At 42.8% G+C, this 21,453-nt stretch carries 23 protein-coding genes and 1 pseudogene; 12 read left to right on the top strand and 12 right to left on the bottom strand.

Annotation, left to right across the window (positions count from 1 at the left end; all coding sequences use genetic code 11):
* Positions 1 to 179: 179 nt before the first annotated feature.
* The gene (locus tag JC606_RS07540) at positions 180 to 1,523 is read right to left on the bottom strand and encodes an NCS2 family permease (RefSeq protein ID WP_198778338.1); all 1,344 of its coding nucleotides are present in this window, start codon (positions 1,521 to 1,523) and stop codon (positions 180 to 182) included.
* A 247-nt stretch (positions 1,524 to 1,770) separates the two neighbouring features.
* Positions 1,771 to 2,124, bottom strand: coding sequence for a hydroxyisourate hydrolase (gene uraH, locus JC606_RS07535; RefSeq protein WP_017076963.1), 354 nt, complete (start codon positions 2,122 to 2,124; stop codon positions 1,771 to 1,773).
* Between the two features lie 411 nt (positions 2,125 to 2,535).
* On the opposite strand from uraH, the gene puuE reads away from it, so the two are divergent.
* The 5 genes from puuE to JC606_RS07510 all read left to right on the top strand — a co-directional run bounded on the left by puuE (position 2,536) and on the right by JC606_RS07510 (position 7,013).
* Complete coding sequence (gene puuE / locus JC606_RS07530; RefSeq protein ID WP_198778337.1) at positions 2,536 to 3,456, top strand: allantoinase PuuE; 921 nt, start codon at positions 2,536 to 2,538, stop codon at positions 3,454 to 3,456.
* A 23-nt stretch (positions 3,457 to 3,479) separates the two neighbouring features.
* Positions 3,480 to 3,995 carry a 2-oxo-4-hydroxy-4-carboxy-5-ureidoimidazoline decarboxylase gene (gene uraD, locus JC606_RS07525; protein WP_060980997.1) on the top strand — a complete coding sequence of 172 codons (516 nt, stop codon included), beginning with the start codon at positions 3,480 to 3,482 and terminating at the stop codon, positions 3,993 to 3,995.
* A gap of 122 nt (positions 3,996 to 4,117) precedes the next feature.
* The gene (gene alc / locus JC606_RS07520; RefSeq protein ID WP_198778336.1) at positions 4,118 to 5,104 is read left to right on the top strand and encodes an allantoicase; all 987 of its coding nucleotides are present in this window, start codon (positions 4,118 to 4,120) and stop codon (positions 5,102 to 5,104) included.
* 14 nt (positions 5,105 to 5,118) lie between these two features.
* Entirely contained in the window at positions 5,119 to 5,679 is a 561-nt protein-coding gene (locus JC606_RS07515) for an ureidoglycolate lyase (RefSeq protein WP_198778335.1), read from the top strand.
* Positions 5,680 to 5,693: 14 nt separating this feature from the next.
* Complete coding sequence (locus JC606_RS07510; protein ID WP_198778334.1) at positions 5,694 to 7,013, top strand: urate hydroxylase PuuD; 1,320 nt, start codon at positions 5,694 to 5,696, stop codon at positions 7,011 to 7,013.
* 201 nt (positions 7,014 to 7,214) lie between these two features.
* Here JC606_RS07510 and JC606_RS07505 read toward each other — a convergent pair whose 3' ends face one another.
* Positions 7,215 to 8,279 carry an acyltransferase family protein gene (locus tag JC606_RS07505; protein ID WP_198778333.1) on the bottom strand — a complete coding sequence of 355 codons (1,065 nt, stop codon included), beginning with the start codon at positions 8,277 to 8,279 and terminating at the stop codon, positions 7,215 to 7,217.
* Between the two features lie 611 nt (positions 8,280 to 8,890).
* Here JC606_RS07505 and JC606_RS07500 point away from each other — a divergent pair.
* The 7 genes from JC606_RS07500 to JC606_RS07470 all read left to right on the top strand — a co-directional run bounded on the left by JC606_RS07500 (position 8,891) and on the right by JC606_RS07470 (position 14,391).
* On the top strand, positions 8,891 to 9,364 hold the full coding sequence (locus JC606_RS07500) for a GrpB family protein (RefSeq protein ID WP_198778332.1): 474 nt from the start codon (positions 8,891 to 8,893) through the stop codon (positions 9,362 to 9,364).
* A gap of 346 nt (positions 9,365 to 9,710) precedes the next feature.
* The gene (locus JC606_RS07495) at positions 9,711 to 10,214 is read left to right on the top strand and encodes an RDD family protein (RefSeq protein ID WP_198778331.1); all 504 of its coding nucleotides are present in this window, start codon (positions 9,711 to 9,713) and stop codon (positions 10,212 to 10,214) included.
* A 40-nt stretch (positions 10,215 to 10,254) separates the two neighbouring features.
* Positions 10,255 to 11,490 (top strand): MFS transporter, encoded by a 1,236-nt coding sequence (locus tag JC606_RS07490; protein WP_198778330.1) that lies wholly within the window; start codon positions 10,255 to 10,257, stop codon positions 11,488 to 11,490.
* Positions 11,491 to 11,538: 48 nt separating this feature from the next.
* Positions 11,539 to 12,012, top strand: coding sequence for a GNAT family N-acetyltransferase (locus JC606_RS07485; protein WP_198778329.1), 474 nt, complete (start codon positions 11,539 to 11,541; stop codon positions 12,010 to 12,012).
* 155 nt (positions 12,013 to 12,167) lie between these two features.
* Complete coding sequence (locus JC606_RS07480) at positions 12,168 to 12,821, top strand: hypothetical protein (RefSeq protein ID WP_198778328.1); 654 nt, start codon at positions 12,168 to 12,170, stop codon at positions 12,819 to 12,821.
* Between the two features lie 457 nt (positions 12,822 to 13,278).
* Positions 13,279 to 13,935 (top strand): hypothetical protein, encoded by a 657-nt coding sequence (locus JC606_RS07475; RefSeq protein WP_233090178.1) that lies wholly within the window; start codon positions 13,279 to 13,281, stop codon positions 13,933 to 13,935.
* 21 nt (positions 13,936 to 13,956) lie between these two features.
* The gene (locus tag JC606_RS07470; protein WP_061033019.1) at positions 13,957 to 14,391 is read left to right on the top strand and encodes an META domain-containing protein; all 435 of its coding nucleotides are present in this window, start codon (positions 13,957 to 13,959) and stop codon (positions 14,389 to 14,391) included.
* A gap of 155 nt (positions 14,392 to 14,546) precedes the next feature.
* On the opposite strand, the gene JC606_RS07465 is transcribed toward JC606_RS07470, so the two are convergent.
* The 9 genes and pseudogenes from JC606_RS07465 to JC606_RS07430 all read right to left on the bottom strand — a co-directional run bounded on the left by JC606_RS07465 (position 14,547) and on the right by JC606_RS07430 (position 21,184).
* Positions 14,547 to 15,179 carry a DUF3299 domain-containing protein gene (locus JC606_RS07465; protein ID WP_198778327.1) on the bottom strand — a complete coding sequence of 211 codons (633 nt, stop codon included), beginning with the start codon at positions 15,177 to 15,179 and terminating at the stop codon, positions 14,547 to 14,549.
* 108 nt (positions 15,180 to 15,287) lie between these two features.
* Entirely contained in the window at positions 15,288 to 15,812 is a 525-nt protein-coding gene (locus tag JC606_RS23340; RefSeq protein ID WP_233090175.1) for a hypothetical protein, read from the bottom strand.
* A 59-nt stretch (positions 15,813 to 15,871) separates the two neighbouring features.
* Positions 15,872 to 16,672 carry an amidohydrolase family protein gene (locus tag JC606_RS23335; protein ID WP_233090172.1) on the bottom strand — a complete coding sequence of 267 codons (801 nt, stop codon included), beginning with the start codon at positions 16,670 to 16,672 and terminating at the stop codon, positions 15,872 to 15,874.
* A 158-nt stretch (positions 16,673 to 16,830) separates the two neighbouring features.
* Entirely contained in the window at positions 16,831 to 17,358 is a 528-nt protein-coding gene (locus JC606_RS07455; protein WP_116871013.1) for a hypothetical protein, read from the bottom strand.
* A 241-nt stretch (positions 17,359 to 17,599) separates the two neighbouring features.
* A complete protein-coding gene (locus JC606_RS07450; RefSeq protein ID WP_198778326.1) occupies positions 17,600 to 18,481 on the bottom strand; it encodes an AEC family transporter in 882 nt (293 codons plus the stop codon).
* 259 nt (positions 18,482 to 18,740) lie between these two features.
* A pseudogene (locus JC606_RS07445) lies at positions 18,741 to 19,010 on the bottom strand (amidohydrolase family protein); the annotation flags it as partial.
* A 23-nt stretch (positions 19,011 to 19,033) separates the two neighbouring features.
* Positions 19,034 to 19,426, bottom strand: a complete 393-nt coding sequence (locus JC606_RS07440) for a hypothetical protein (RefSeq protein WP_004737501.1) — start codon at positions 19,424 to 19,426, stop codon at positions 19,034 to 19,036.
* Positions 19,427 to 19,436: 10 nt separating this feature from the next.
* Complete coding sequence (locus tag JC606_RS07435; protein WP_108020171.1) at positions 19,437 to 20,558, bottom strand: histidine decarboxylase; 1,122 nt, start codon at positions 20,556 to 20,558, stop codon at positions 19,437 to 19,439.
* A 269-nt stretch (positions 20,559 to 20,827) separates the two neighbouring features.
* Entirely contained in the window at positions 20,828 to 21,184 is a 357-nt protein-coding gene (locus JC606_RS07430; RefSeq protein WP_137406831.1) for a hypothetical protein, read from the bottom strand.
* Positions 21,185 to 21,453 lie beyond the last annotated feature (269 nt).

Genomic DNA, 21,453 nt, shown 5'->3' with positions numbered 1-21,453 from the left:
CAAATAATGACTTCTACAAACTGCGTAGGGTCATAAAAAAGGTGCACTGAATCGGTAGGGGGTATGCTCTCGTCATCGATGTCATTAGCTTTCTTAAAAATGTTGTCGTTGCTTGGCTAGCGAGCGAGCCAAGCAACGTTTCTGAACGTTCCATGCCGAACCATTCAGGAGAGATAGGATTAACCGATGAACACTAGCTTGGCGATGAAGATAGCCGCTAGGAAGTACATCGAAATCGAGACGTCTTTTGTTTTACCTGTCGCCAGTTTCAGCACTGTGTAGGTAATGAAACCGAGTGCGATACCATTCGCGATAGAGAAGGTCAGAGGCATCATTAACGCTGTAATGGCTGCGGGAGCACCGTTGGTGAAGTCTTTCCAGTCAACGTGCTGCATGCTGCTCATCATCACGAACGCCACATAAATCAGAGCGCCAGAGGTTGCGTAAGCGGGGATCATGCCTGCAAGCGGTGATAGAAAAATCGCCGCTAAGAACAAAGCGCCAACTACGATTGCTGAAAGACCTGTACGAGCACCTGCAGCAACACCAGCTGCACTTTCTACATAACTGGTTACTGGCGGACAACCCACACACGCACCTGCCACGCTTGAGATACTGTCGGCTTTAAGCGCTTTACTCAGACCTTCGATCTTACCCGTCTCAGGGGTCGTCAGATTTGCACGCTCAGCCACGCCCATCAAAGTACCCGCGGTATCGAACATGTTTACAAAAAGGAAAGCCAAGATAACGCTGATCATCGACACATCAAGTGCACCCATAATGTCCATTTTTAGGAACGTAGGCGCTAAGCTTGGTGGAGCTGCGAAAAAGCCGTTGTAATGCACTAAGCCAAGCATCATACCGACCAGAGTGACACTCAAAATGCCGATTAGCACCGCACCAAAGACTTTACGCTCACTGAGTACCGCGATGATAAGGAACGCGATAGCAGCCAGTAGCGCTTCTGGTTTAGTGAAGTCACCTAGTGATACCAAAGTTGCTGGGTTTTCGACGACGATACCTGCTGTTTTTAAGCCAATCAGACCTAAGAACAAGCCAACACCTGCCGTCATGGAATAGCGCAGACTCACCGGGATACTTTCAATTATCCATTGGCGGACTTTGTAGAAGCTCATCCCGACGAACAAGATACCTGAGATAAACACCGCACCCAGTGCCACTTCCCAGCTGTAGCCCATTTCGCTTACTACTGTGAACGAGAAGAAGGCATTCAAGCCCATGCCCGGCGCAAGTCCGACAGGCCAGTTCGCAAATAGCCCCATTAACAAACAGCCGATCGCAGCACCAATACAGGTTGCGACGAATACCGCACCTGAATCCATGCCTGAAGCGGCCATGATTTGTGGGTTAACGAAGATGATGTAAGCCATGGTTGCGAAGGTGGTGACACCGCCGACTAACTCATTTTTTACGCTACTTCCGTGGGCCTTAATTTTAAAAAACTTCTCTAAAATTCCGTTGTTCGCATCTTGGTTGAGTATTTCTGTTTTACTCTCACTCATGTCAGCAAGTCCTTTTATGTTGTGATCCATTTATTGAATACAGCGAGATTTCAATATTAAGTTTTAAGGTTTTTTCCTAGCCGCTATTTCTTTAGTTATTTGTTCTTTAGCCATCAAGTTCCTAACTAATAACGTTGTTAGTATTTTTATATGAGCGTGTTTACTGAGCGCGCATCATTTTAGATGCACGCACGAATCTGTTTATTATTCGATGGTTGAGCCTAGTTCGAAGTTCTAGGGCACGGGATTAACTGCCCCGATAGGTTGAGAAACTGTAAGGCGAGACGAGAAGAGGGACATGATAATGCGCGTCTGGATCATCTAGACCAAAGCGAATAACAACATCATCAAGGAAGGGTACACCATCCAGCTCCACGCCTTTGCTTCTATAGTAATCGGCGACGTAAAACACCAATTGGTATTTCCCCGGTCGGAAATCATTTCCTGCCAGAATCGGCGCATCGGTTCGGCCATCGGAGTTGGTGAGTACTGTCGCCAGCTTTTCTGTTGAGTCTTCGTTGACCTTATAAAGCTCTACCTTGATCTCTGCACCCGGTAAGCCGTGAGTCGTGTCTAATACGTGTGTTGTTAGTCTTCCCATAGTCCTTTAATAGCGCTTTTGGCGCTCCTCTGTTCCGTGGTTTATCTGTGTAATTCGACCCTGTAAAAAATGCAACTGGTCACTTTGTTATCACTAACTATGTACGAACTGTATACAATTAGTAAAGCGAATTGTTGGAAAAATGTTAACTATCCAGTCGTTTTTTCTGAGTTTTAAGGTGTGAGTTATTGGTTTTTGGTCAATGGTTGTATTGTTAAGATCTTGTTTTTAAAAGATGTTGTTATAAAAAATTAACTTGAATAACAAAATCTTTACATTGAGATAAATGATTGTATACAATAAATGTACAGGGGTAAGGTTGCTCTGTTTATCGAGAATCCATTTGCTTGAATCATTTGGCGACTCACTTAAAGAGCGGCTAAGCCAACCACTTATGTTAGGAGTACTTGGATGAATAAGGATTATTCAAGAAATTTGATCGGTTACGGAGCTAACCCTCCAAACCCTCAATGGCCAGGTAATGCGCGCGTCGCGGTTTCTTTTGTATTGAATTATGAAGAGGGCGGTGAGCGTTGTTTGTTACATGGAGACGACGAGTCTGAAGCCTTTCTCTCAGAGATCCCGTCAGCACAGCCGATCAAAGGCGAGCGTCACATCAGCATGGAATCCATCTATGAATATGGTAGCCGAGCGGGTGTGTGGCGTGTTCTTCGCTTGTTCGATAAATATGAAATTCCACTGACTGTATTTGCGGTCGCTATGGCTATTGAGCGTCACCCAGACGTAGCTGAAGCCATGGTAGAAGCAGGTCACGAAATCTGTAGCCACGGTTATCGTTGGATAGACTATCAATATATTGATGAGTCAGAAGAGCGTGACCATATGACCAAAGCGATTGAGATTATCCAACAGGTGACGGGTCAACGTCCGCAAGGTTGGTATACCGGTCGTACAGGGCCGAATACTCGTCGTTTAGTCGCAGAAGAAGGTGGCTTCCTTTATGACTCAGATGCCTATGACGATGACCTGCCTTATTGGCACACCGAAACCAGTCATCCACAGCTAGTGATCCCTTACACACTTGATGTGAACGATATGCGCTTTTCAACGGCGCAAGGCTTCAACTCTGGTGAGCAGTTCTTCCAGTATTTAAAAGACACTTTTGACACCCTTTATATGGAAGGCGAAACCGCACCGAAAATGATGTCGGTAGGACTGCATTGTCGTCTTATTGGTCGTCCCGGTCGTATTGCTGCATTGAGACGCTTCTTAGATTACGTAAAACAGCATGACAGCGTGTGGCTATGTCGTCGAATCGATATTGCCAACCACTGGCACAAACATCATCCATACAACGGACAACAAAATTAGAACGAACAGCAAGGAGGCTTAACGTGACTGAATTTCGATCTTGCCAACCAACAACCATGGACCGTGACACTTTTGTCGCGCACTTTGCTGATGTTTACGAGCACAGCCCATGGGTTGCTGAGGCGGTATATGACCAAGGTTTGAATGCCGAAGACGACCACATTGAGAATCTTCATCTAAAAATGGCGTCCATCTTGTTGAATGCCGACCAAGGCAAACAGTTGGCTTTGATCAACGCTCACCCAGACTTAGCTGGCAGAGCAGCAGTAAACGGCGAACTTACTGAGTCGTCGACCAAAGAACAAGCGGGGGCGGGCATTGACCAATGCAGCGCCGAAGAATTTGAAAAATTCACTTCTTACAACAACAGCTACAAAAGTCGCTTCAATTTCCCTTTTATCATGGCGGTGAAGGGAGCCAATCGTTACCAAATTCTTGAGTCGTTCGAGATGCGATTAGGAAATGATAGTGAAACTGAGTTTGCTACGGCGATTCAAGAGATCAACAAGATCGCGATGTTTCGTCTCTGGGATATGTAAGTTAACGGAGTTAACAGCTATCTCAGCCCAGTCTTAGTGCCTAAAGGTTTGATTTGTAAAAACATAAGCCACTAAGTTCTCATTTTATTATTACTTGATTAATTTCATAGGATTACACGGACATGACCCATAAATTTGAACAGTACATAAACCTTGCAGACGAAAAACTCGGCGCAGAAGCTATCTTTGCAACCGACGATTTTTTCGCCGATAAAAGCCGTCTACTCAGCCACGCAGCACCAGAGTGGAAAGACGACTTATACGACGATAACGGCAAGTGGATGGACGGCTGGGAAAGCAGACGTAAACGCGGCGAAGGTTACGACTACTGTGTCGTTCGCCTTGGTTTAGCTGGCACCATCGCTGGCGTTGATATTGATACCTCATTCTTCACAGGTAACTTCCCACCTTCGGCATCAATCGACGCATGCTATTCACCACAGGGTGAGCCAACCGAGTCAACAGAGTGGCAAGAAATTCTGCCTTCAATGGCACTACAGGGTGATCATCATCATCTTGAAGACATCGAAAGTGACCAAGTCTTTACGCACCTGCGTTTGAACATCTATCCAGACGGTGGTGTTGCACGCCTTCGTGTTTACGGCCGACCAAGCGTTGATTGGGACGCAATAGACTCACATCAACAGGTGGATCTAGCAGCCGTTGAGCATGGTGGCCGAGCGTTGGCATGTAGTGATGAACACTACGGTAATAAAGCCAATATTCTAGGCCCAGGCCGCGGTGAAAACATGGGTGATGGCTGGGAAACAGCGCGTCGTCGTACGCCGGGTAATGACTGGGTTATCGTGGCATTAGGCCATCCAGGTAATATCGAACGTATCATCGTTGATACGGCGCACTTTAAAGGTAACTATCCAGACAGCTGCTCAATTCAAGCGGCTTACGTGAAAGGTGGTACCGACGACCAAGTTGAAACACAAAGCCTATTCTGGCGTGAACTGTTGCCTGCACAAAAGCTGCAAGCGCACGAGATTCACGAATTCATTTCTGAGGTAAACGACCTTGGTGCGATTACCCACGTACGTGCAAACATATTCCCAGATGGTGGTATCAGCCGTTTGCGTCTATTTGGTACGAAAGCGAAATAGGTAAGGAAATCAGTATGAGTAATGGAATACGTCGTTTAACTATCGAACCGTTAACTAAGCAGGCTTTTGCAGAGTTTGGGGATGTTATCGAGTCCGATAATAGTGATTTTTTCATGATCAACAGTGGATCAACACGTCGCTACCACAAGCTAGCGATAACGGATGTACAAGACCAAGGCGGAGAAGCGATCATCAGCATCTTCCAAGCTACGCCGTTGAGCTACCCACTGACCATCAAAATGCTAGAGCGTCATCCACTTGGCTCTCAGGCATTCATTCCATTACTTGGTCAACCCTATTTAATTGTTGTTGCCCCAAAAGGCGGTAACCCATCGTTAGCCAATTGCCGAGCTTTCTTAAGCAACGGCCGTCAAGGAGTGAACTATCACAAAGGGGTGTGGCATCACCCGGTTCTTGCACTCACGGATCAAGACCAGTTCTTGATCGTCGATAGAGGCGGCGAAGGACACAACTGTGATGAAGTTTATTTTGAGAACGACCTAGTGGCATTGCATTTGGACGATCTGCCAACGGACGACAATAAGGAAGAGCAACGCTTAGCTAAAGCATTGTGATACAGGAGTTTATTATGGATCCGCATATTACAGAATGGTTGAATCTAGCAATACGCTGGGCTCACATGATTGTTGGTGTTGCGTGGATAGGCGCATCATTTTACTTTGTTTGGTTAGAGAACAACCTTAACCGAGTTAACCCTAAAACAGGCCTTTCAGGCGACTTGTGGGCGATTCACGGTGGTGGTATTTATCACCTAGAGAAGTACAAACTCGCGCCACCAGAAATGCCAGAGCACCTACACTGGTTCAAGTGGGAAGCTTACTTCACATGGATCACAGGTGTGTGTCTACTGGGTGTGGTTTACTACCTCAACGCAGAAATTTACCTGATTGCACCTGGCTCTGGCCTTGATTCAACAACGGCAATCGCAATTGGTATTGGTTCTCTTGTCGCAGGTTGGTTTATCTATGACCTACTGTGTGATTCGCCGCTAGGCAAAACGCCGGTTCTACTTGGCCTAGTACTTTTTGTTGGGCTAGTTGGTGCAACTTACGGTCTTACGCAAGTGTTCAGTGGTCGTGGTGCTTACATCCACGTGGGTGCCATTATCGGTACCATCATGGTGGGTAACGTATTCCGCGTCATCATGCCTGCGCAGCGCAATTTGGTGAAAGCGATTGAAGAGAAACGCGAACCTGATCCAGCACTGCCTGCGAAAGGTCTACTGCGCTCTCGTCACAATAACTACATGACGCTACCAGTGCTGTTCATCATGATCAGTAACCACTTCCCAAGCACTTATGGTTCGGAATACAACTGGTTGATTCTTGCTGGCCTAGCAATCTTCAGTATCTTGGTTCGTCACTACTTTAACACACGCCATGGCAGTCAGAAGTTCGCATGGACAGTGCCAGTAGCGGCATTGGGTATGATTACTCTCGCGTTTGTTACCTCACCTTACGCGAAAAAACAGATGACTCCGGTTGTGCAAGCACCAGTGGTACAAGAAGCTCCTGTGAGCAAGATGGAATCGGCGACTGAAGAGATCGCTTCAAGCAATACGGCTTCAACGGCGGCTGACTCTCAAGCTGTGTCTGCCGACCATGCCAAGCCAACGGCGAGTGCAGGTGTCAGCTTTGAAACCATTAACAAGGTCATTCAAGAGCGCTGTTCAGTGTGTCACTCTGCAACGCCTAGCCACGCCGCTTTTGCTGCTGCGCCAGCGGGTGTAATGCTTGATACGCCAGAAGAGATCAAAGCTAATGTACCTAGGATTGTTGCTCAAACCGTAACAACTCAGGTGATGCCTCTTGGTAACATGACTCAAATGACCGACGAAGAGCGAGCACTCATCGGCACTTGGGTAGAACAAGGCGCCACGATTCAATAACCGTATTTTTCAAAAACAGTACTCAGCATCCTTTACCTAAGAGCATGAGTCTTAGGTGAGGCTTGGGGAGAGTTTGGTCTTACGGGCACGCGCCAAACTCATCCCACCCTGTTTCCCCGGTTCCTATAACCGGGGCTTTTTGTTTTTGGATATCTGACTGGCGCTTCGAGAAACTATAGTTGTTGCGAAGGGGATTTGATCTTACACCTTGGATTTACGTCCGTTTACCGTCCCCGCCTTCTTACGTCTTGCTGCGAGTTTCTTCCTTAATTCAAGTCCAGGTCGCTCAATTAAGAAGTATGAAATGAGCGCACATATAAATACGAGAACAATATTAATAGGCCAGGTGGCATACCATTCACGAGACCAAGAATTTAAGAAAGGTTCTTGCCACAGATACAGCGAGTAACTTAATACACCTAGCCACACAGCAAGTTTACTATTTAGGATAGTGAAGCTCAGGCCGTGATTAAACTGGCTATAGCGAAGAATCATAAGTGCAGCACAAACGTTGATTAATGTCTGGCCAAGTACGTAGAACCAAGCTGGGCTCAATTTATAGAGTGCGCTGGGAACTAAAATCATCGCCACAGGCACGACTATAAACAATCTAGAACCAAAATAATTAGGGAGTGTGAACCCTGCCTCTTTCATGTAGGCAATAATACAGCCCATGGCTAGTGCATCTGCAATTGCCTGAAATTCTCGGGTCATCGCAGAGGGGGAACTGCCGGCTTCAAACCACATCCAGTAGCGGATACAGGGGATAAATAAAACGGCTAATATGAGCAATGACTTTGCATGTCGTCTTCCCAATGTAGTGAGTAAAAGTGGCCACAAAAGGTAGAATTGCTCTTCGACCGCAAGTGACCAAGTGTGGTTGAGCCACCATTCGCGTTCGTGGTGATAATTCATCGTGTAGGTAACAGCATGGAATAGGTCACCCGGTAGTAAAGAGATGATGCCTGCGTATTCTGCAATAGCGATACAAAGAATGTAGAAGTAGAAAGCAGGGAATAAACGAAACATACGCCGGATGAAGAATTGAGGCAGGTTTATCTTATTGGTTAGCTTAAGTTCACTGAGCAATAGCGTGGTGATTAGGAACCCAGAAATCACAAAAAATACTTTTACGCCGAAGTTTCCCAAGCTATTGAGTGGCATAAAAATTTGAGGAAAGTTAACCGTACCGCACAAGTGCCCTAAACAGACTAGCGATATAGATGCTGCACGCAAACCATCTAGAGATGGAATTCTATTCTCCATGTGACTTTTCCCCTTTTGGCTCGTTGTCTTTCTCAGAGCGTTTCGGTCATCACAGTATGGTTTGCAAAGGGAGTGCCATTTATTATTGAGCTTATCTTGTTGTTATATTGAACTTATATTTTAAATCAATTTCTTACTTTCAAATTGCGAGTCAATTTAAGTGGGTACAATACTTTAGGCTTCATATCCGATTGAACTTTTTACCGCTCTCTCCCAATTGAAGGTCGAATTAAGCCTTCTTTCAATCGCTATTTCGTAGATAGTTCCGTATAAGCGACTTGATCTGAACCTATACCCATGGCATTTTCTATTCAAAATTGACGTTCGTTGGGAAAGAAAATGGAAGATATAGTACTCACACTCTTTAGGTTCGTTGGTGCGTTCTTTCGCATGCTTTTCCAGTTCTTCATTATGGATATCATTTGCTTTAGCGTGGGGTGGGTTGTATCTAAGGTGTTCACTTTAGGACGTTTTCCTTCGTTTTCACCTGACGAAAAAGAGCGGGAGCGAGTATCTAGTATTGGGATTATTAGTATCGTTCTGTCGCTTGTAGCAATAGGCGTATTTAATAGCCTGTAGTGCACTAGTGCTAATTTGAATAGTGAGGACGCATGCAATTTTACCCAGCAGAACAATATCAAGCGGCTTGCCATGAGATGTTTGAACGATATGAACGTGATATCAAGAAGCTACTCCTTAACGCGAGAGTTGAGCACGTCGGCGCATCGTCTATTCCGTTGGCCGTATCTAAGGGCGATTTAGATATCTTCGTTGGCGTTGAGTCCAACGAGCTTGAGGGTGCTGTAGAACGACTTACAACACTCGGCTTTAAAGAGAAACTCGATACGCTAAGAACGCCCGAATTGTGCATGCTGGAATCCATATCCTCTGAAGATGTGGCGTTGCAAGTGGTCGCCAATGGTTCTGAGTTTGAGTGCTTTTTGGCGTTTCGTGACAAGCTGCGTATGAACCGGACTTTAGTCCAACAATACAATGCCCTAAAAATGCACTGTGAAGGTTGGCCACAAGATCAATATCGTGAAAAGAAGTCAGCTTTTATCGAGTATGTGTTGGGGCTAGAGTAGACGCGATAGTCTTCATTTTTGGTATCACTATTTAGTGAAAAATGCATTTATACAGCGTGTTAAGTCTCCACCTCTTACTTCCAAGTTTCACCTTGGTAAGCGTCCTTCCAATTTATCATTACATCTCTATCTTTATTTTATGCAATGAAACTCACATAAACTGCATTGAATACCTATTGTGACATTTGTGCATGATATGTTTCATTTGATTTTATAAAGCGGCTTTATTTATTGAAAACAAAGTGTTCTTCATACCTTTTTCTACGTTTTTTGTCAATAAATGAAGCTTTAGTTATCTGAAATCGTACTCTCTACATCAATAATCAACATTACCTTAGGAAAGGGCATGTCTGAAGTCATAGAAAATACACCCACAGTAGTTATCGCATCTCGATGGTCTCGCTTTTGGGCGCTTTTTATTGATGGCCTCATTTACGCGGCTGCTATGAGGCCAGTTGTTTTGTATACCGACTTGTTCGATCGAGCTGCTTCTAACGGAACTATAGATCTACACGAACAAATCATGGTGTTTGTTTATGGCTGGGTGATGTTTCTCTTGTGTCACGGCTACTTACTGCAAAATAAGGGACAAACGATCGGTAAAAATGTAATGGAAATTGCAATTGTTGATATGGATGGCAAACAACTAGGTTTATTCAACATAGTGATCAAACGAATCTTACCGATGAGTATCTTTGTCTATATTCCTGTTGTTGGTCAGTATATATCGACTCTTGATTACCTGTTTGCTTTACGTAAAGACAGACGTTGCTTGCATGACTTAATGGCAGGCACTCAGGTGGTGAGTGTTGCTGTACACAGAAACCTCGACTTCAGCACCATCGAATAGAATACAGTCGCCAAAAAACTGATATTACTTTAAGGATATTATGATTAATCAGCTATTCTCTGCCACAGCAATGTACAGGAACTTACCAAACAATATTTATTATTTAGCTGTGGCTAGAATGATTTTAGGGATGGGTAACTTCATTCTGCCATTCCTTGTCTTACTTTTTACTGACAAGTTGGGATACTCAGCAACGGTAGCTGGCACCTTAGCAATGGCGGGAACGGGCGGATACCTCTTCGGGAGCTTTTTAGGTGGAAGGCTATCGGATAGGTTGGGACATAAACGAATCATGGTTTTTGGTGAGTTTACGTCTGCAGTCTTGTTGGTTGTTTGTGGTCTTTTCGCTGATGATCCTGTCATCGTACCTACGCTGTTGTTGTCGGCTTATTTCTTTGGTGGTTTAGCTCTGCCCGCGAGCAATGCTTTAGTTGCTGATCTTTCCACACCTAAAAATCGTGATGCAGTTATTTCGCTCAGTTATTTAGCGTACAATTTTGGTTCAGCTCTCGGTCCTATCATGGCTGGTTACCTGTTTTGGAATCATACCGAGTGGATATTCTTTGGTAACGGATTGGCTGCTCTTTGCTGTGTTGTTATTGTTGCTACGTTTGTGAAAGTGCAACCTGGATTAGAATCGGACAACGATAGCGAGCTTGAACAGCCGGTCTCAGGCTCTGTTTGGTCCGTTCTACGATCAAGGCCAAGGCTTTTACTATTCACTTTTCTATGCGGATTACTGTGGTACTCATTGAATCAAATGACAATGGCTAGCCCACTGTACTTGAGCCACGTGTTCGGCGAGCAAGGCCCTGTCATTTTTGGGCAACTAATGACTTACGCTTGTGTTTTAGTCGTGCTGATCACACCCATTTTAATGAGGTTAACCTCAACGAAAATTGAGACGGTTAGCCTTGCTTATGCTGGTTTGATGTTTGCATTTGGTTATATGCTGGTGATGTTGTATCCAACCATTCCTGTTCACTTCTTTGCTTGGTTATTTCTTTCTGCAGGCGAGGTCCTCCTTTTAACAAAAGAAGGGGTATATCTAGCAAACAACTCACCGTCGAGCCATCGTGGACGTATTCAAGGAGTGTTGATTACATTAAGAATGCTTTTTGTTATGCCTAGTTTTGTTGTCATTGGCTATTTTATTGATGATTATGGTTACACCTTTACTTGGCTAAGTGTGGTTTTAATTTCCCTTGCTAGTGTGGTTGGTTTCTACTTTATGTCGGCTAAAGCGCAACGTTCTCCTACATTAGCTATTGACTAGTTTTTTATCAGTTAGCAAACACTATCTATTAATTTTCGGAGGTTAATTATGATTAACATAAGGAAAGCAGCTAGATCTGATGCCAAGGATATTTTTGATATTCGCAGCCGTGCCATTCTTGACCAGTGCCCCGCTTATTACTCGGAAGAACAGCTTTCATTATGGACGCAGTGCGAGATGTCTGAGACATTTATTGCTGACGTGGAAGCAACATTTTACGTTTCTGAAGTGGATGATCGAGTGATTGGTAGCGGTAAGATCAACATTCAAACAGGTATGGTCGATGCCATTTTCGTAGACCCAGGCTTTTTCGGTAAAGGTGCAGCTAAAATGATGCTGCAATTCTTAGAGGGGTTAGCGAATCAACACAACTTGCCTCTAATAAAACTAGAATCAACCCTGAATGCATTAGCGTTTTATCGTTCGTGTGGTTTTATTGGTGAAGAGCTTTCCACTTATCATTCTCCTAGAGGTATCAGCCTCGATTGTGTCCCGATGGAAAAGCATTTAATTAAAAGCTAAAGCTTGATTCCTCAGATATGCTGCTAATGCCTGATATGTTCAAATAAACAGCACCAACTCTCATTTTTGGTGCTGTTTTTACTTTCCCCTTACACTCTTTTCTCATATCGCTTTTAGTATCAAACCACTCCTTGTTTAACGGCAAGTAACTAATTATGAGGAACTTCTTCGATAGCGAACTCATGCTCTCTAGCTCTTTGAATTTCGTTTTGCTATCACTGGGGCTAACGCTCCTTTTACACCTTCCTATTTGGTGTGGGTTCAACTTGAGCCGACGAAAATGGAAACGGATGGACTATTTGTGGCCGCTATTGGCGGGTATTGGGATGCTCGGTGCTGTGTCTGAAATTCGTGCCAAAGTCGCAGGTGATTGGGTCGAGACAGAACAAACCAGAGCGGTGGCTATTTTGGAGTCGGTACAGCAGTTTTCTTTGGATAAGTTAAGAAGCGATGTCTGCAATGGGCAACCATCATTAGACAATCATGGGCAGCACCATGAAGCGTGTTTGTGGTATTTGAACACCGCGATGACGTTTAAAGATGTGGATTTCACTCTGTTGCCAAATGCGTCTGATTTTACGGTTCCTGCGCCTAGCGTATCGTTAGTAGAAAGTGATGCCGTGTGGGTGAGTGGGATGCTGAATCAGTATGAAAAACAGAAAAACCAATACATAAAAACCAGAGAGGCACAGGTCAAGCAACCGTTAGAGAGCCTCTTCTGGTATGTGAGTCCTTACTTAGTGTGTTTCGCGATTGCTCTGCGCCTAACTAAGGTGACGGCGGAGCTTAAACTAGACAAGCTTGGGTAAACTACCGTTTAGATTCAGTGGGTATGACTTTCTTTGACGAGGAAGCCTCTCGTTTTCTTTTCCGTGTTAGTCATTTTATTATTTGATAAATAACCATACGTAACTCAGTTTAAATTATTATGTGGCTAATATTACCGTCCCCTAATTTATAGACTTTTGTGTTCATTGGTTTTTTTCTTACTGAACTTGTTAAATGTTATATTTCTAGTTCTAAAGTATGATAGTTATATTATTATAAACCCTAAAAAAGTATGCGCCCCAACTTGATTCTAATATATTATTTTATCATGTGTTGTTTTGTTTGTTTTTTATACATAATATTCTGCCAGCTAAAATACTTATTAAATATTAGGGTCAGTATATGCTGGAGAAAATTAAACTTACATTTCTATTATTAAACTTGCTGTTTTCTAACTCGGTGCTAAGTTCAACGCTATTTATCAAGAATAGCTTGGACATGTCTGGAGAAAGTGGCAGCGAAGAGATGAAAGCCTTTTATTCAATTAATAAAGGTGCTTGGATTGATATTGAACAGCTTGATATGAATGACCCGAGCTCCCTGTCTAATCTCATTGGTTACACTGATGGTGATAGGTTAAGAATCAAAGTTATCACACCAACTAAGCGATTTGTTAGTCAAGGTATGTCGATACCTTACTTCCGTAACTCTCAACCTCATATGTTTGAAATTAAAGGCACGACATTGCCGGAAGAAGTGCATATTCAAGTAGATGGTGTATTAGGGCGAGGAACGATCAAGCGTGCCTTTACTACCGATTCTGGCTGGCAATATCGTGTCACGACCTGTGGCGGTGCAGGTATTGTGATTGCCTGTGCTGTTGGTGATTATGGTGAGTTAGTGATGCGCTTCGCTGGTATTACAACAATTCCTGTTTTTTCTGGTTCATCTTATATTGATGAGCGATTCTTCGATAAGCTTGAGAAGGGGAAACAGATCGAATTACTCGATAATAAGGGGCATTACTTCAGCGGCTTGTTTTACCATGAGGTGAAAATTTGGGACCGAGAAGCTGGAGAGATTTTTGACCTTAAAGCTGGCGGGTTAGGGCTAGGAATGGGTGAAGCAGTCTCAATTAAATTCACGCGTTGGTAATTATAAGTAATGGAAAGAATAATGAAAAAAGTAATTTTATCGCTTAGTGTGTTGTTATTTTCTGGAGTGTTAGGAACAGTCGTTCAAGCGCAAGAAATAGAAACATCTCGTGAGTTATCGTCCATGCATCAGGCTGTTATGGGGCCTTGGAATCTTATTCGTGTTAATGGTGAGCAACCGACGCACCAAGCATCAATACAAATAGCACGAGATAATATTTATGGTCGTACGGGCTGTAACCACTTCGTTACCCAAGTGACGACATTTGAACAAGGCTATTTGGCGTTCACACCAATTGCCAGCACAAGAATGGGCTGTAGTGGAACTCAAGCGATTCAAGAGAATCTGATTTTTGATACGTTCGAAGAGAGCGTTACTGTGGCTTACGACGATGCGGGTGAACAGTTGACGATCATCGGACATGACAATACGTTGGTCTTCGAACCATCAAGCTAGTTTGGATTGTGTCTAATTTGGCGGAGAACCCACAGTGTGGTTTGGAATTGATTGGATGTTAAAAAGAGCCTCGATGAGGCTCTTTTTGTTATAGGTTATGAGTTGTCGGTCAAACCAAAGCTCGCATTGGCACTTCGTGGTTTACGCCGTTTTAGTTAGTGGTAATTCACAACCAACGAAGCATTCATATCGTACCTCATGGTCACATCGGTATCGCCATCGACAAGATACACATTGTCTGTGGTCAGTTTTGATGAAATCACACCTTCGACCCAAACTGGATACTGAACGGTTTCTACTTTGTAGCCTTCAGGGTAAGAGACTCTGACAATTTGGTTCGCTGGTGGTGGTGGCATGTGTATACACGCTCCAGCAGTAGGAACTAACAAGAATTCGGTAGCAACGAGGGGCGCTGAGAAAGCAATTGGAACCAGGAATCCAGGTATACGCACCTTCTTACCGTCAAAGTCTTGAGTCACTGTTTCTGATGCTCGCTGTTGATTCGCGATGTACTCAGAACGCAGTTTCAGTAATTCATCGGCGTCTAGCCCTTCCGATTTCAATGTTTCTTTGAGGGTGGCTAACTCATCATTACTCTTTGGATCGTTGTACTGGCTTAAGGTGAATATTTTTTGAAGTGTCAGTTTTTGTTGATAGCTGATCTCAGGCAACACGATTTGGTTCTGTGCATGTACTGGTCTCAGGTCTTTCCAATCGAGTTCTGTTGGTTCACTTGCTAGGCTACAAAACGAAACTATGGATACAAATAGGGTGATAAATCTATTCAATGTTTGGCTCGCTATTGGTTGGTGTTAGGTCGTTTCAAGTGATTCATCGGCCTGTAAAAGCCGATGAACCATGCTCTATCTATGAGCTATGACTTTGAAGCTTGATGTCTAAAGTGTGTTTTTGTAGACAACGCCATCTTTCATAATGAGCTTAATGCTTTCTGGTGAGTCTGGTCGCTTATCGGCACCAAACCATTGGTCACCGGTACCTACCACAGAAAAGTCTTCGAATGGGTTACCATCAAGCAGCAGAATATCTGCGTATGCGCCTTTCTCAATCACACCCAGTTTCGCATCTGGATATGGGTTCATGAAGTCACCTGATAGTGTGGCAATTTCACCACCGACAGACGTAAGAGTTTTCAATGATTCGTAAGGACCAAAGAAGTCATTGTTTAGCTTTTTCTCGTAAGCGATTTGAATGTTACAAGCATCAACAGAGCCTACACAGTCAGTCTGGAAACCACGAGGAGCTGGACACTTCTTCATATTCGGGATGTAGTCTTTAAACGCGGCAGAAGCCGATTTTGCTTTGGCTAAACTTGATGGGACGTTCTTAACAGCAGGAATCTCAAGAAGGTTAGGGTCGAACGCGGTAAGGTTAGTGGTGATGTACGCTCCTTTTTCTTCCATGAGTTCTGAAATCTCACAGTCGAACATAAAGCCGTGCTCGATCGATTTAACGCCTGCGTTTAGTGCCCAATGATCGCCTCTTTACGATAGGAGTGCGCCATTACGTAGCTGCCGTAAGTATCGGCTACCTCAACCGCTGCACCGACTTCTTCTGGTGAACCTGCCAGTAATTGCCACGGGTCAAAGGCAGATACCACACCACCGGATTGCATGTATTTCAACTGGGTTGCACCCATGCGGAAGTTGTTACGAGCGTACTTCTTCACTTCGGCAACGCTATTGACTTCTTGTGCCATATTCAAACGGCTAAAGTTGGTTTCTTCACCGACAGGAGCGGTGTAGTTGGCAAAGTCAGCGTGTCCGCCACGAGTACTCAAAAATGCACCGGATGGGTAGTAACGAGGCCCAATAATTTGCCCCGCATCTATGGCTCTTCTTAGGCCACCGTTGGCCCCGCCTGCGTCACGAACTGTGGTAAAACCTTGCATCAGGTACATCTCTGCCATACGCGTTCCGTGTATGGCGAAATCTTCCCACGTGGTATTCGATTCCATCGTTGGCAAGCTTGGCCCCATTAGCATCAAGTGCGCATGGTTTTCGATAAAGCCTGGGGTTAAGGTTTTGCCTGTACCTGTACCGTCTATCACTACGGCATCGTCGCGAACATCAATTGTTTTTGCTGAAATGGAGGTAATGATGTTGCCTTCGACCAATACAAAGTGGTCTTCGTACAACTTGTTTTCAGTGCCGTTGAAGACATCGACATTTTGAAATAACGTCTGTGGCAGTTGAGCCTCTTGTTCTGCATAGGCAAACGACGCTACCAATGCGAGTGAAGAGGCAAGCAAAGTCTTCTTCATTTTTATATCCTTATAATTAACGTAGAATTGAACTTACTGAAGTTAAGCCACTGTTAAATATAGGATGTGTATTGGGGTTTTGCTGTGATAAATATGTTGATTACGAGATGTGTCACCAAATGGCTACTTTGCTTTTAAGAACCTTTACTTACTGTCACTTAATTAAAGTTGTATCTAACACCAAGTTGTAGTTGAGGCCCATAAATCCCGTTATTCTTAGAAGATATCGAGAACGCGGCTTTATCCGTTGCATGGAATCTCGCGCCAAACGTAAAGATCGAATGCTCTCCATTTGCCCCCACCATGACATTTGCTTCTACTCGTTGAGTAATCCAGGCACGAAGCCCTGCGTTGAATTCAATAAAGGTTTTGCTTTTCCCCGGAGCGTAAGATCCTTTGTTGTAGTGAAGCAATAGTTGAGTATTGAGATCGATGGCTTGGTTGATAGGCCCGTAAACTTGAGGCCCGATATAGACGTCATAGTTGTCTTCATCGAGATCGGCATTTGAACTTACCCCACCCAGAAGCGCAAGGCTGTCATTGATATCTCTCCCCCCTTCCAAACTAATACCATTCGGCTTTGTTTGAATCCCAAGCTCTACAAAATCGGTAGTGAAATTTGCAGCAGACAATGCTTGGTGAGAGAAGGTACATAGCAGTAGAGGTATTAAATTTTTAATTTTCATATGACTTATAAAGACTAAGAGCAGTGGAGTGATGCGTAGATATATTGTTATCTCAGGAAGATGAAGTTCGATGGGAATAAAGTCAAAGTAAGAATATTTTTTCGTTGCACACTTTCGCTGCTTTGTTCAGGGAGTAAGGCCTTGAATGGAAAACTGAATGGTAGACTCGATTATTGTCATCCACTTTTAGAGAGGCGTGCTCCCACTTTTTTGCTTTGATAAGTAAGATAAATCCTGGATTTCAACTTGATATCGACAAGGCAAAAGATAGCAGTATCGGCAGCGTTACCACGCTTAAGAAGTTGCTGAACAACACCATAGAGGCGACCTTAGGTGGCTCTACGTTGAACCTTTCTGCAAACAGGTAATTCATCACTGCAGGTGGCAGCATGGTGAACAGCACCATCATCTGCAAGTGTAGAGTGGGTAGAGGAATGAAGAAGTAGATGATCGTAAAAGCGATCGCTCCAGTGAACAGAGATTGCGCTGTACATAACAAGCCGACTTTCAGACCACTCAGCCTCAAGTTGACCATTTGTGATCCCAGTGACAACAGCATGATGGGAACAGCAGCTTGCCCAAGCAGCGATGTGGCTTCGTAGATAGGATTCCACACAGGAATACCGGACAAATTTAGTGTCATTGCTAATAAAGCAGCCAAGAATATTGGCATCTTGAAGATCTGCTTGATCGGGTTACCTTCGCTTAATAATGCTAAGCCTACACTGATATGAACACATGCTGACACCACAAACAGTAATACCGCTGGGGCTAATGCACTTTCGCCAAAGGTATACGTGAATAGGGGAATCGCAAGGTTGCCGCTATTGCGAAACATGTGTGGGGGAGCCCAAGCTTTGAAGTTGAGCTTAAAGATCTTACAGATCGGAATCATCAGCAGTGCGGGCACTAACACCGCAACCAAAGAGGCTGAAATCAGCGGCAGTTGTTCGGTGTCGAGCGGCATGGTGGTCAGCGATGCAAACACCAAAGCAGGAATACAGACATCCATGTTAATGCGATTGATTGGCTTGAAATCGGGCTTAAGCCAACGACCAACTGCAAAGCCAGCACTGGCGAGTGCAAAAACGGGAAACAGAATGCTAACGACCTGTTCGAACATAGAATTCCTTTCTAAGCGTGTGTTGTTTTAAGCGGACAATAGTTTTAAACAGACAATATTTGGTCTACCACCGTCTAACGTACCAACATAACTTGGCTGCGTCATGGGTGTTGAGCACACCACGAGTAATAATTTGTATTTCTTTGAATTAGGGACAAAAAAAGACCAGTAGCATTAGCAACTGGTCTTTTAAGCTAGGCGAATCTGGACGGGTTCTTTAACAACAAAGGTTACCTAGCGTGTGTTCATTGTTAGCAAACTAGCTAACGAGTTTTTTGTAATCTTTGAAGTTGACGTCGTAGGCTTTTTCGCCGTAGATGTAAGTCTCGCTGACGGTTCTGTCGTCACCCAAGCTCATCAGTACAAAAAGTTTTTCTTCAAGCTTGGTCGCTTGTTCCATTCTAAAGCGCATCAGTTGGGTAGCGTGCAAGTCCAACACCACGAAATCCGCTTCTTTGCCTACTTCTAAGTTACCGATTTTATCTTCTAAATGCAGAGAACGTGCGCCACCTAAAGTTGCCAAAAATAAAATTTGGTATTGTCAGGTTTTGTTTATATCAACATGTGACTCATCAATTTTTTAGTCTTCTCTGGATCTGAGCATGTGATAGATAAAATCAAATGGTTTTCATCCTGTTCGACAATATTCAGACTTCTAATGTCAATATTATTCTCTGATAATTTCCTTGCTAATTTTGCCAACGCTCCAAGCTCATCATCGATTTTTACCATTATTATCTCAGTGTTGAAAATAATATTGAATCCCGCTTTAATCAATATTTCATACGTGTATTTGTTATTGTCTGAACTTATCTTTATTAATGCGGTGTTATTTATTTTGTCAGCATCTATGTTTTTTATTTTTATTTTATTTTTCGATAAAATTTCCGTTATGTCTGTGATCAATCCGATATAGTCTTCAGATATTAATATTATCTTTTCCATTTAAATATCCTCATAGGTCATTCATGTCTAGTTTTAATGCAGAAGTAAACGCATCAATATCTGAAAATTTCATATGTGGCATACAAATAATATGTGTCATACCATTTGCTGTTGCTAATTGATATCTTTGCTTTATTTCCTCTGGCACAGCTGGTAAAACAACAGTTATCGCATTTGGGTTTCGCCAAGCTTTTATACCTATATTTTGTAATTGAATTTCCGTGTATTTTGCAACTTCTAGGCTGTGTAGTACACGTTTAGCCAGGCCTTCTAACCCTAAACTGTTAATGGCATACCACAGTACCATCGGTGTAAAGCCATTACGTGAGCCTGTAATAGTAGTATCTAAACAGCCAATGTAAGCAATAGAGCGTGCAATACGATCAACATTTGATTTACGGGCTACAACAACCCCACAAGGAATTGGAGAACCAATAAATTTGTGTCCACTCAGTGAAACGCTGTCGGCACCGTCTTCAAAATCAAACGACGGTCTGGGTGTTAAAAAAGGATTTATAGCTCCGCATAATGCGGCATCACTGTGGATATAACTTTTTGAAATAGAAAACTCGTCTAGAATAGTACGAATTTTTTTTATGTCATCTTTGGCTTCTGTCATAGTGGTGCCACTATTCGCAAAAATAATAGCAGGCACATCCCTATTGACTTTTAGCGTTTCTCGCAAGTCATCATAGTCAATTACCCCCTTATCGTCACATCGGATCATTATATGACGCATATTGAGCAAGTGTAAATTTTTGGCGACAGAATAATGAGTTTCTTTGGAAAAATAACAAATACCATTAGGGTAGAGTTCACGAGCTAAATATAAAGCATATAGATTAGCTTCAGTACTGCCATTTGTGACATACCCCCACCAATCTTTTTCAGGTGCTCGTAATAGTTTTGCAAAAAATTCTATTACTTCACATTCAAACTCTCTACTATCAACTTGCCAAGTAGATTTAGCAAAAGGATCCCCAAGGTTATTTAAAGGAAAGTTGATTAATTCTTTTAGTTGTTGATAGTTAAAGTCTGTTGAAATTGGATAACCCATAAAGCTTGTTGCTTTTTTATGAATATCCTTTATGAAAATTTTTAATTTCTCTTGTTGATGAGCATTTAAAGACATAGTCTACCCTTTTAAATCGTCCTAGCCAGTATTAAATATAAATTACACTTTTCTGGTTTTCTCTCGGGGTATGGTTATCAGCCTTTCTAATTAAAATTTTATAGAGATTTGGAAAAGGCAATTCTTATAATAATATTTTTTCACACTTATAATTAATAGATATTTAAATTGCTAATTAAATGTCGATGATTAAGCTATGGTTTGGTTTTTTACCAAAGATTACAGTGTTGCTCTATTAATTAGTCCACTTTTAATTTATCTAAATATAACTACTGGCTGAAGGTGATAGATATAAATTTACCAGCAGTAATTACGGAGTTGTCATATTTCTCACAATAAGCATGGGCTTTTATTTTTGCTTTTGAATAGTCATTTATTGTGGACAGTAAATTTATGTAATCTACTTTATTTGGGTGACTTGATTCAATTTTAAGTACTTCTATTTCATTACATCCTTGTAAGTTCCAGCTATCTTCTGATTTAATAAACCAGCTGCCGTCAACGCCAACAGTAATAGTTGATATCTTTTTTTCATCCGTGGTGATGATTTCATCTAGCGGGCCTGCGCATGCCGATGAAGCAAACAACATTAGGGAAATTCCAGTTTTTATTTCTTTGAGTTTCATAACTAGTTACCTTTTTGGGGCCCAATATAGTATAAAAAAAGATAATAAAAAGTTTTTTTTGTTTTTATTATCTTAAAATAGATCTCAATTACATATTTTATATTTTGGGGTGATTTAATTGTTTATAATTTTATTTGTCATTATTTGATGGGGGGGAGTAGGGATTTTTCGATGCTATATCTTTGTTCGTGACTTGATGAAGTTTTGATGTGCCACTAAAGGAAGTTCGCTTCAACTAGATATATCGTCTATTTTTTATAGGCCAATAT

This window comes from Vibrio sp. IB15, from assembly GCF_016406055.1.
Lineage (GTDB): Bacteria > Pseudomonadota > Gammaproteobacteria > Enterobacterales > Vibrionaceae > Vibrio > Vibrio chagasii.
Note: the sequence above shows the minus strand (reverse complement) of the source record. Positions and strands in the feature narration are given on the sequence as shown.

Excerpts from the sequence above, each read along its gene's own strand:
- JC606_RS07540 (WP_198778338.1), bottom strand. The coding sequence starts at position 1,523 with ATGAGTGAGAGTAAAACAGAAATACTCAACCAAGATGCGAACAACGGA.
- uraH (WP_017076963.1), bottom strand. The coding sequence starts at position 2,124 with ATGGGAAGACTAACAACACACGTATTAGACACGACTCACGGCTTACCG.
- puuE (WP_198778337.1), top strand. The coding sequence starts at position 2,536 with ATGAATAAGGATTATTCAAGAAATTTGATCGGTTACGGAGCTAACCCT.
- alc (WP_198778336.1), top strand. The coding sequence starts at position 4,118 with ATGACCCATAAATTTGAACAGTACATAAACCTTGCAGACGAAAAACTC.
- JC606_RS07515 (WP_198778335.1), top strand. The coding sequence starts at position 5,119 with ATGAGTAATGGAATACGTCGTTTAACTATCGAACCGTTAACTAAGCAG.
- JC606_RS07510 (WP_198778334.1), top strand. The coding sequence starts at position 5,694 with ATGGATCCGCATATTACAGAATGGTTGAATCTAGCAATACGCTGGGCT.
- JC606_RS07505 (WP_198778333.1), bottom strand. The coding sequence starts at position 8,279 with ATGGAGAATAGAATTCCATCTCTAGATGGTTTGCGTGCAGCATCTATA.
- JC606_RS07500 (WP_198778332.1), top strand. The coding sequence starts at position 8,891 with ATGCAATTTTACCCAGCAGAACAATATCAAGCGGCTTGCCATGAGATG.
- JC606_RS07495 (WP_198778331.1), top strand. The coding sequence starts at position 9,711 with ATGTCTGAAGTCATAGAAAATACACCCACAGTAGTTATCGCATCTCGA.
- JC606_RS07490 (WP_198778330.1), top strand. The coding sequence starts at position 10,255 with ATGATTAATCAGCTATTCTCTGCCACAGCAATGTACAGGAACTTACCA.
- JC606_RS07485 (WP_198778329.1), top strand. The coding sequence starts at position 11,539 with ATGATTAACATAAGGAAAGCAGCTAGATCTGATGCCAAGGATATTTTT.
- JC606_RS07480 (WP_198778328.1), top strand. The coding sequence starts at position 12,168 with ATGAGGAACTTCTTCGATAGCGAACTCATGCTCTCTAGCTCTTTGAAT.
- JC606_RS07475 (WP_233090178.1), top strand. The coding sequence starts at position 13,279 with ATGTCTGGAGAAAGTGGCAGCGAAGAGATGAAAGCCTTTTATTCAATT.
- JC606_RS07470 (WP_061033019.1), top strand. The coding sequence starts at position 13,957 with ATGAAAAAAGTAATTTTATCGCTTAGTGTGTTGTTATTTTCTGGAGTG.
- JC606_RS23340 (WP_233090175.1), bottom strand. The coding sequence starts at position 15,812 with ATGGAAGAAAAAGGAGCGTACATCACCACTAACCTTACCGCGTTCGAC.
- JC606_RS23335 (WP_233090172.1), bottom strand. The coding sequence starts at position 16,672 with ATGAAGAAGACTTTGCTTGCCTCTTCACTCGCATTGGTAGCGTCGTTT.
- JC606_RS07455 (WP_116871013.1), bottom strand. The coding sequence starts at position 17,358 with ATGAAAATTAAAAATTTAATACCTCTACTGCTATGTACCTTCTCTCAC.
- JC606_RS07450 (WP_198778326.1), bottom strand. The coding sequence starts at position 18,481 with ATGTTCGAACAGGTCGTTAGCATTCTGTTTCCCGTTTTTGCACTCGCC.
- JC606_RS07440 (WP_004737501.1), bottom strand. The coding sequence starts at position 19,426 with ATGGAAAAGATAATATTAATATCTGAAGACTATATCGGATTGATCACA.
- JC606_RS07435 (WP_108020171.1), bottom strand. The coding sequence starts at position 20,558 with ATGTCTTTAAATGCTCATCAACAAGAGAAATTAAAAATTTTCATAAAG.
- JC606_RS07430 (WP_137406831.1), bottom strand. The coding sequence starts at position 21,184 with ATGAAACTCAAAGAAATAAAAACTGGAATTTCCCTAATGTTGTTTGCT.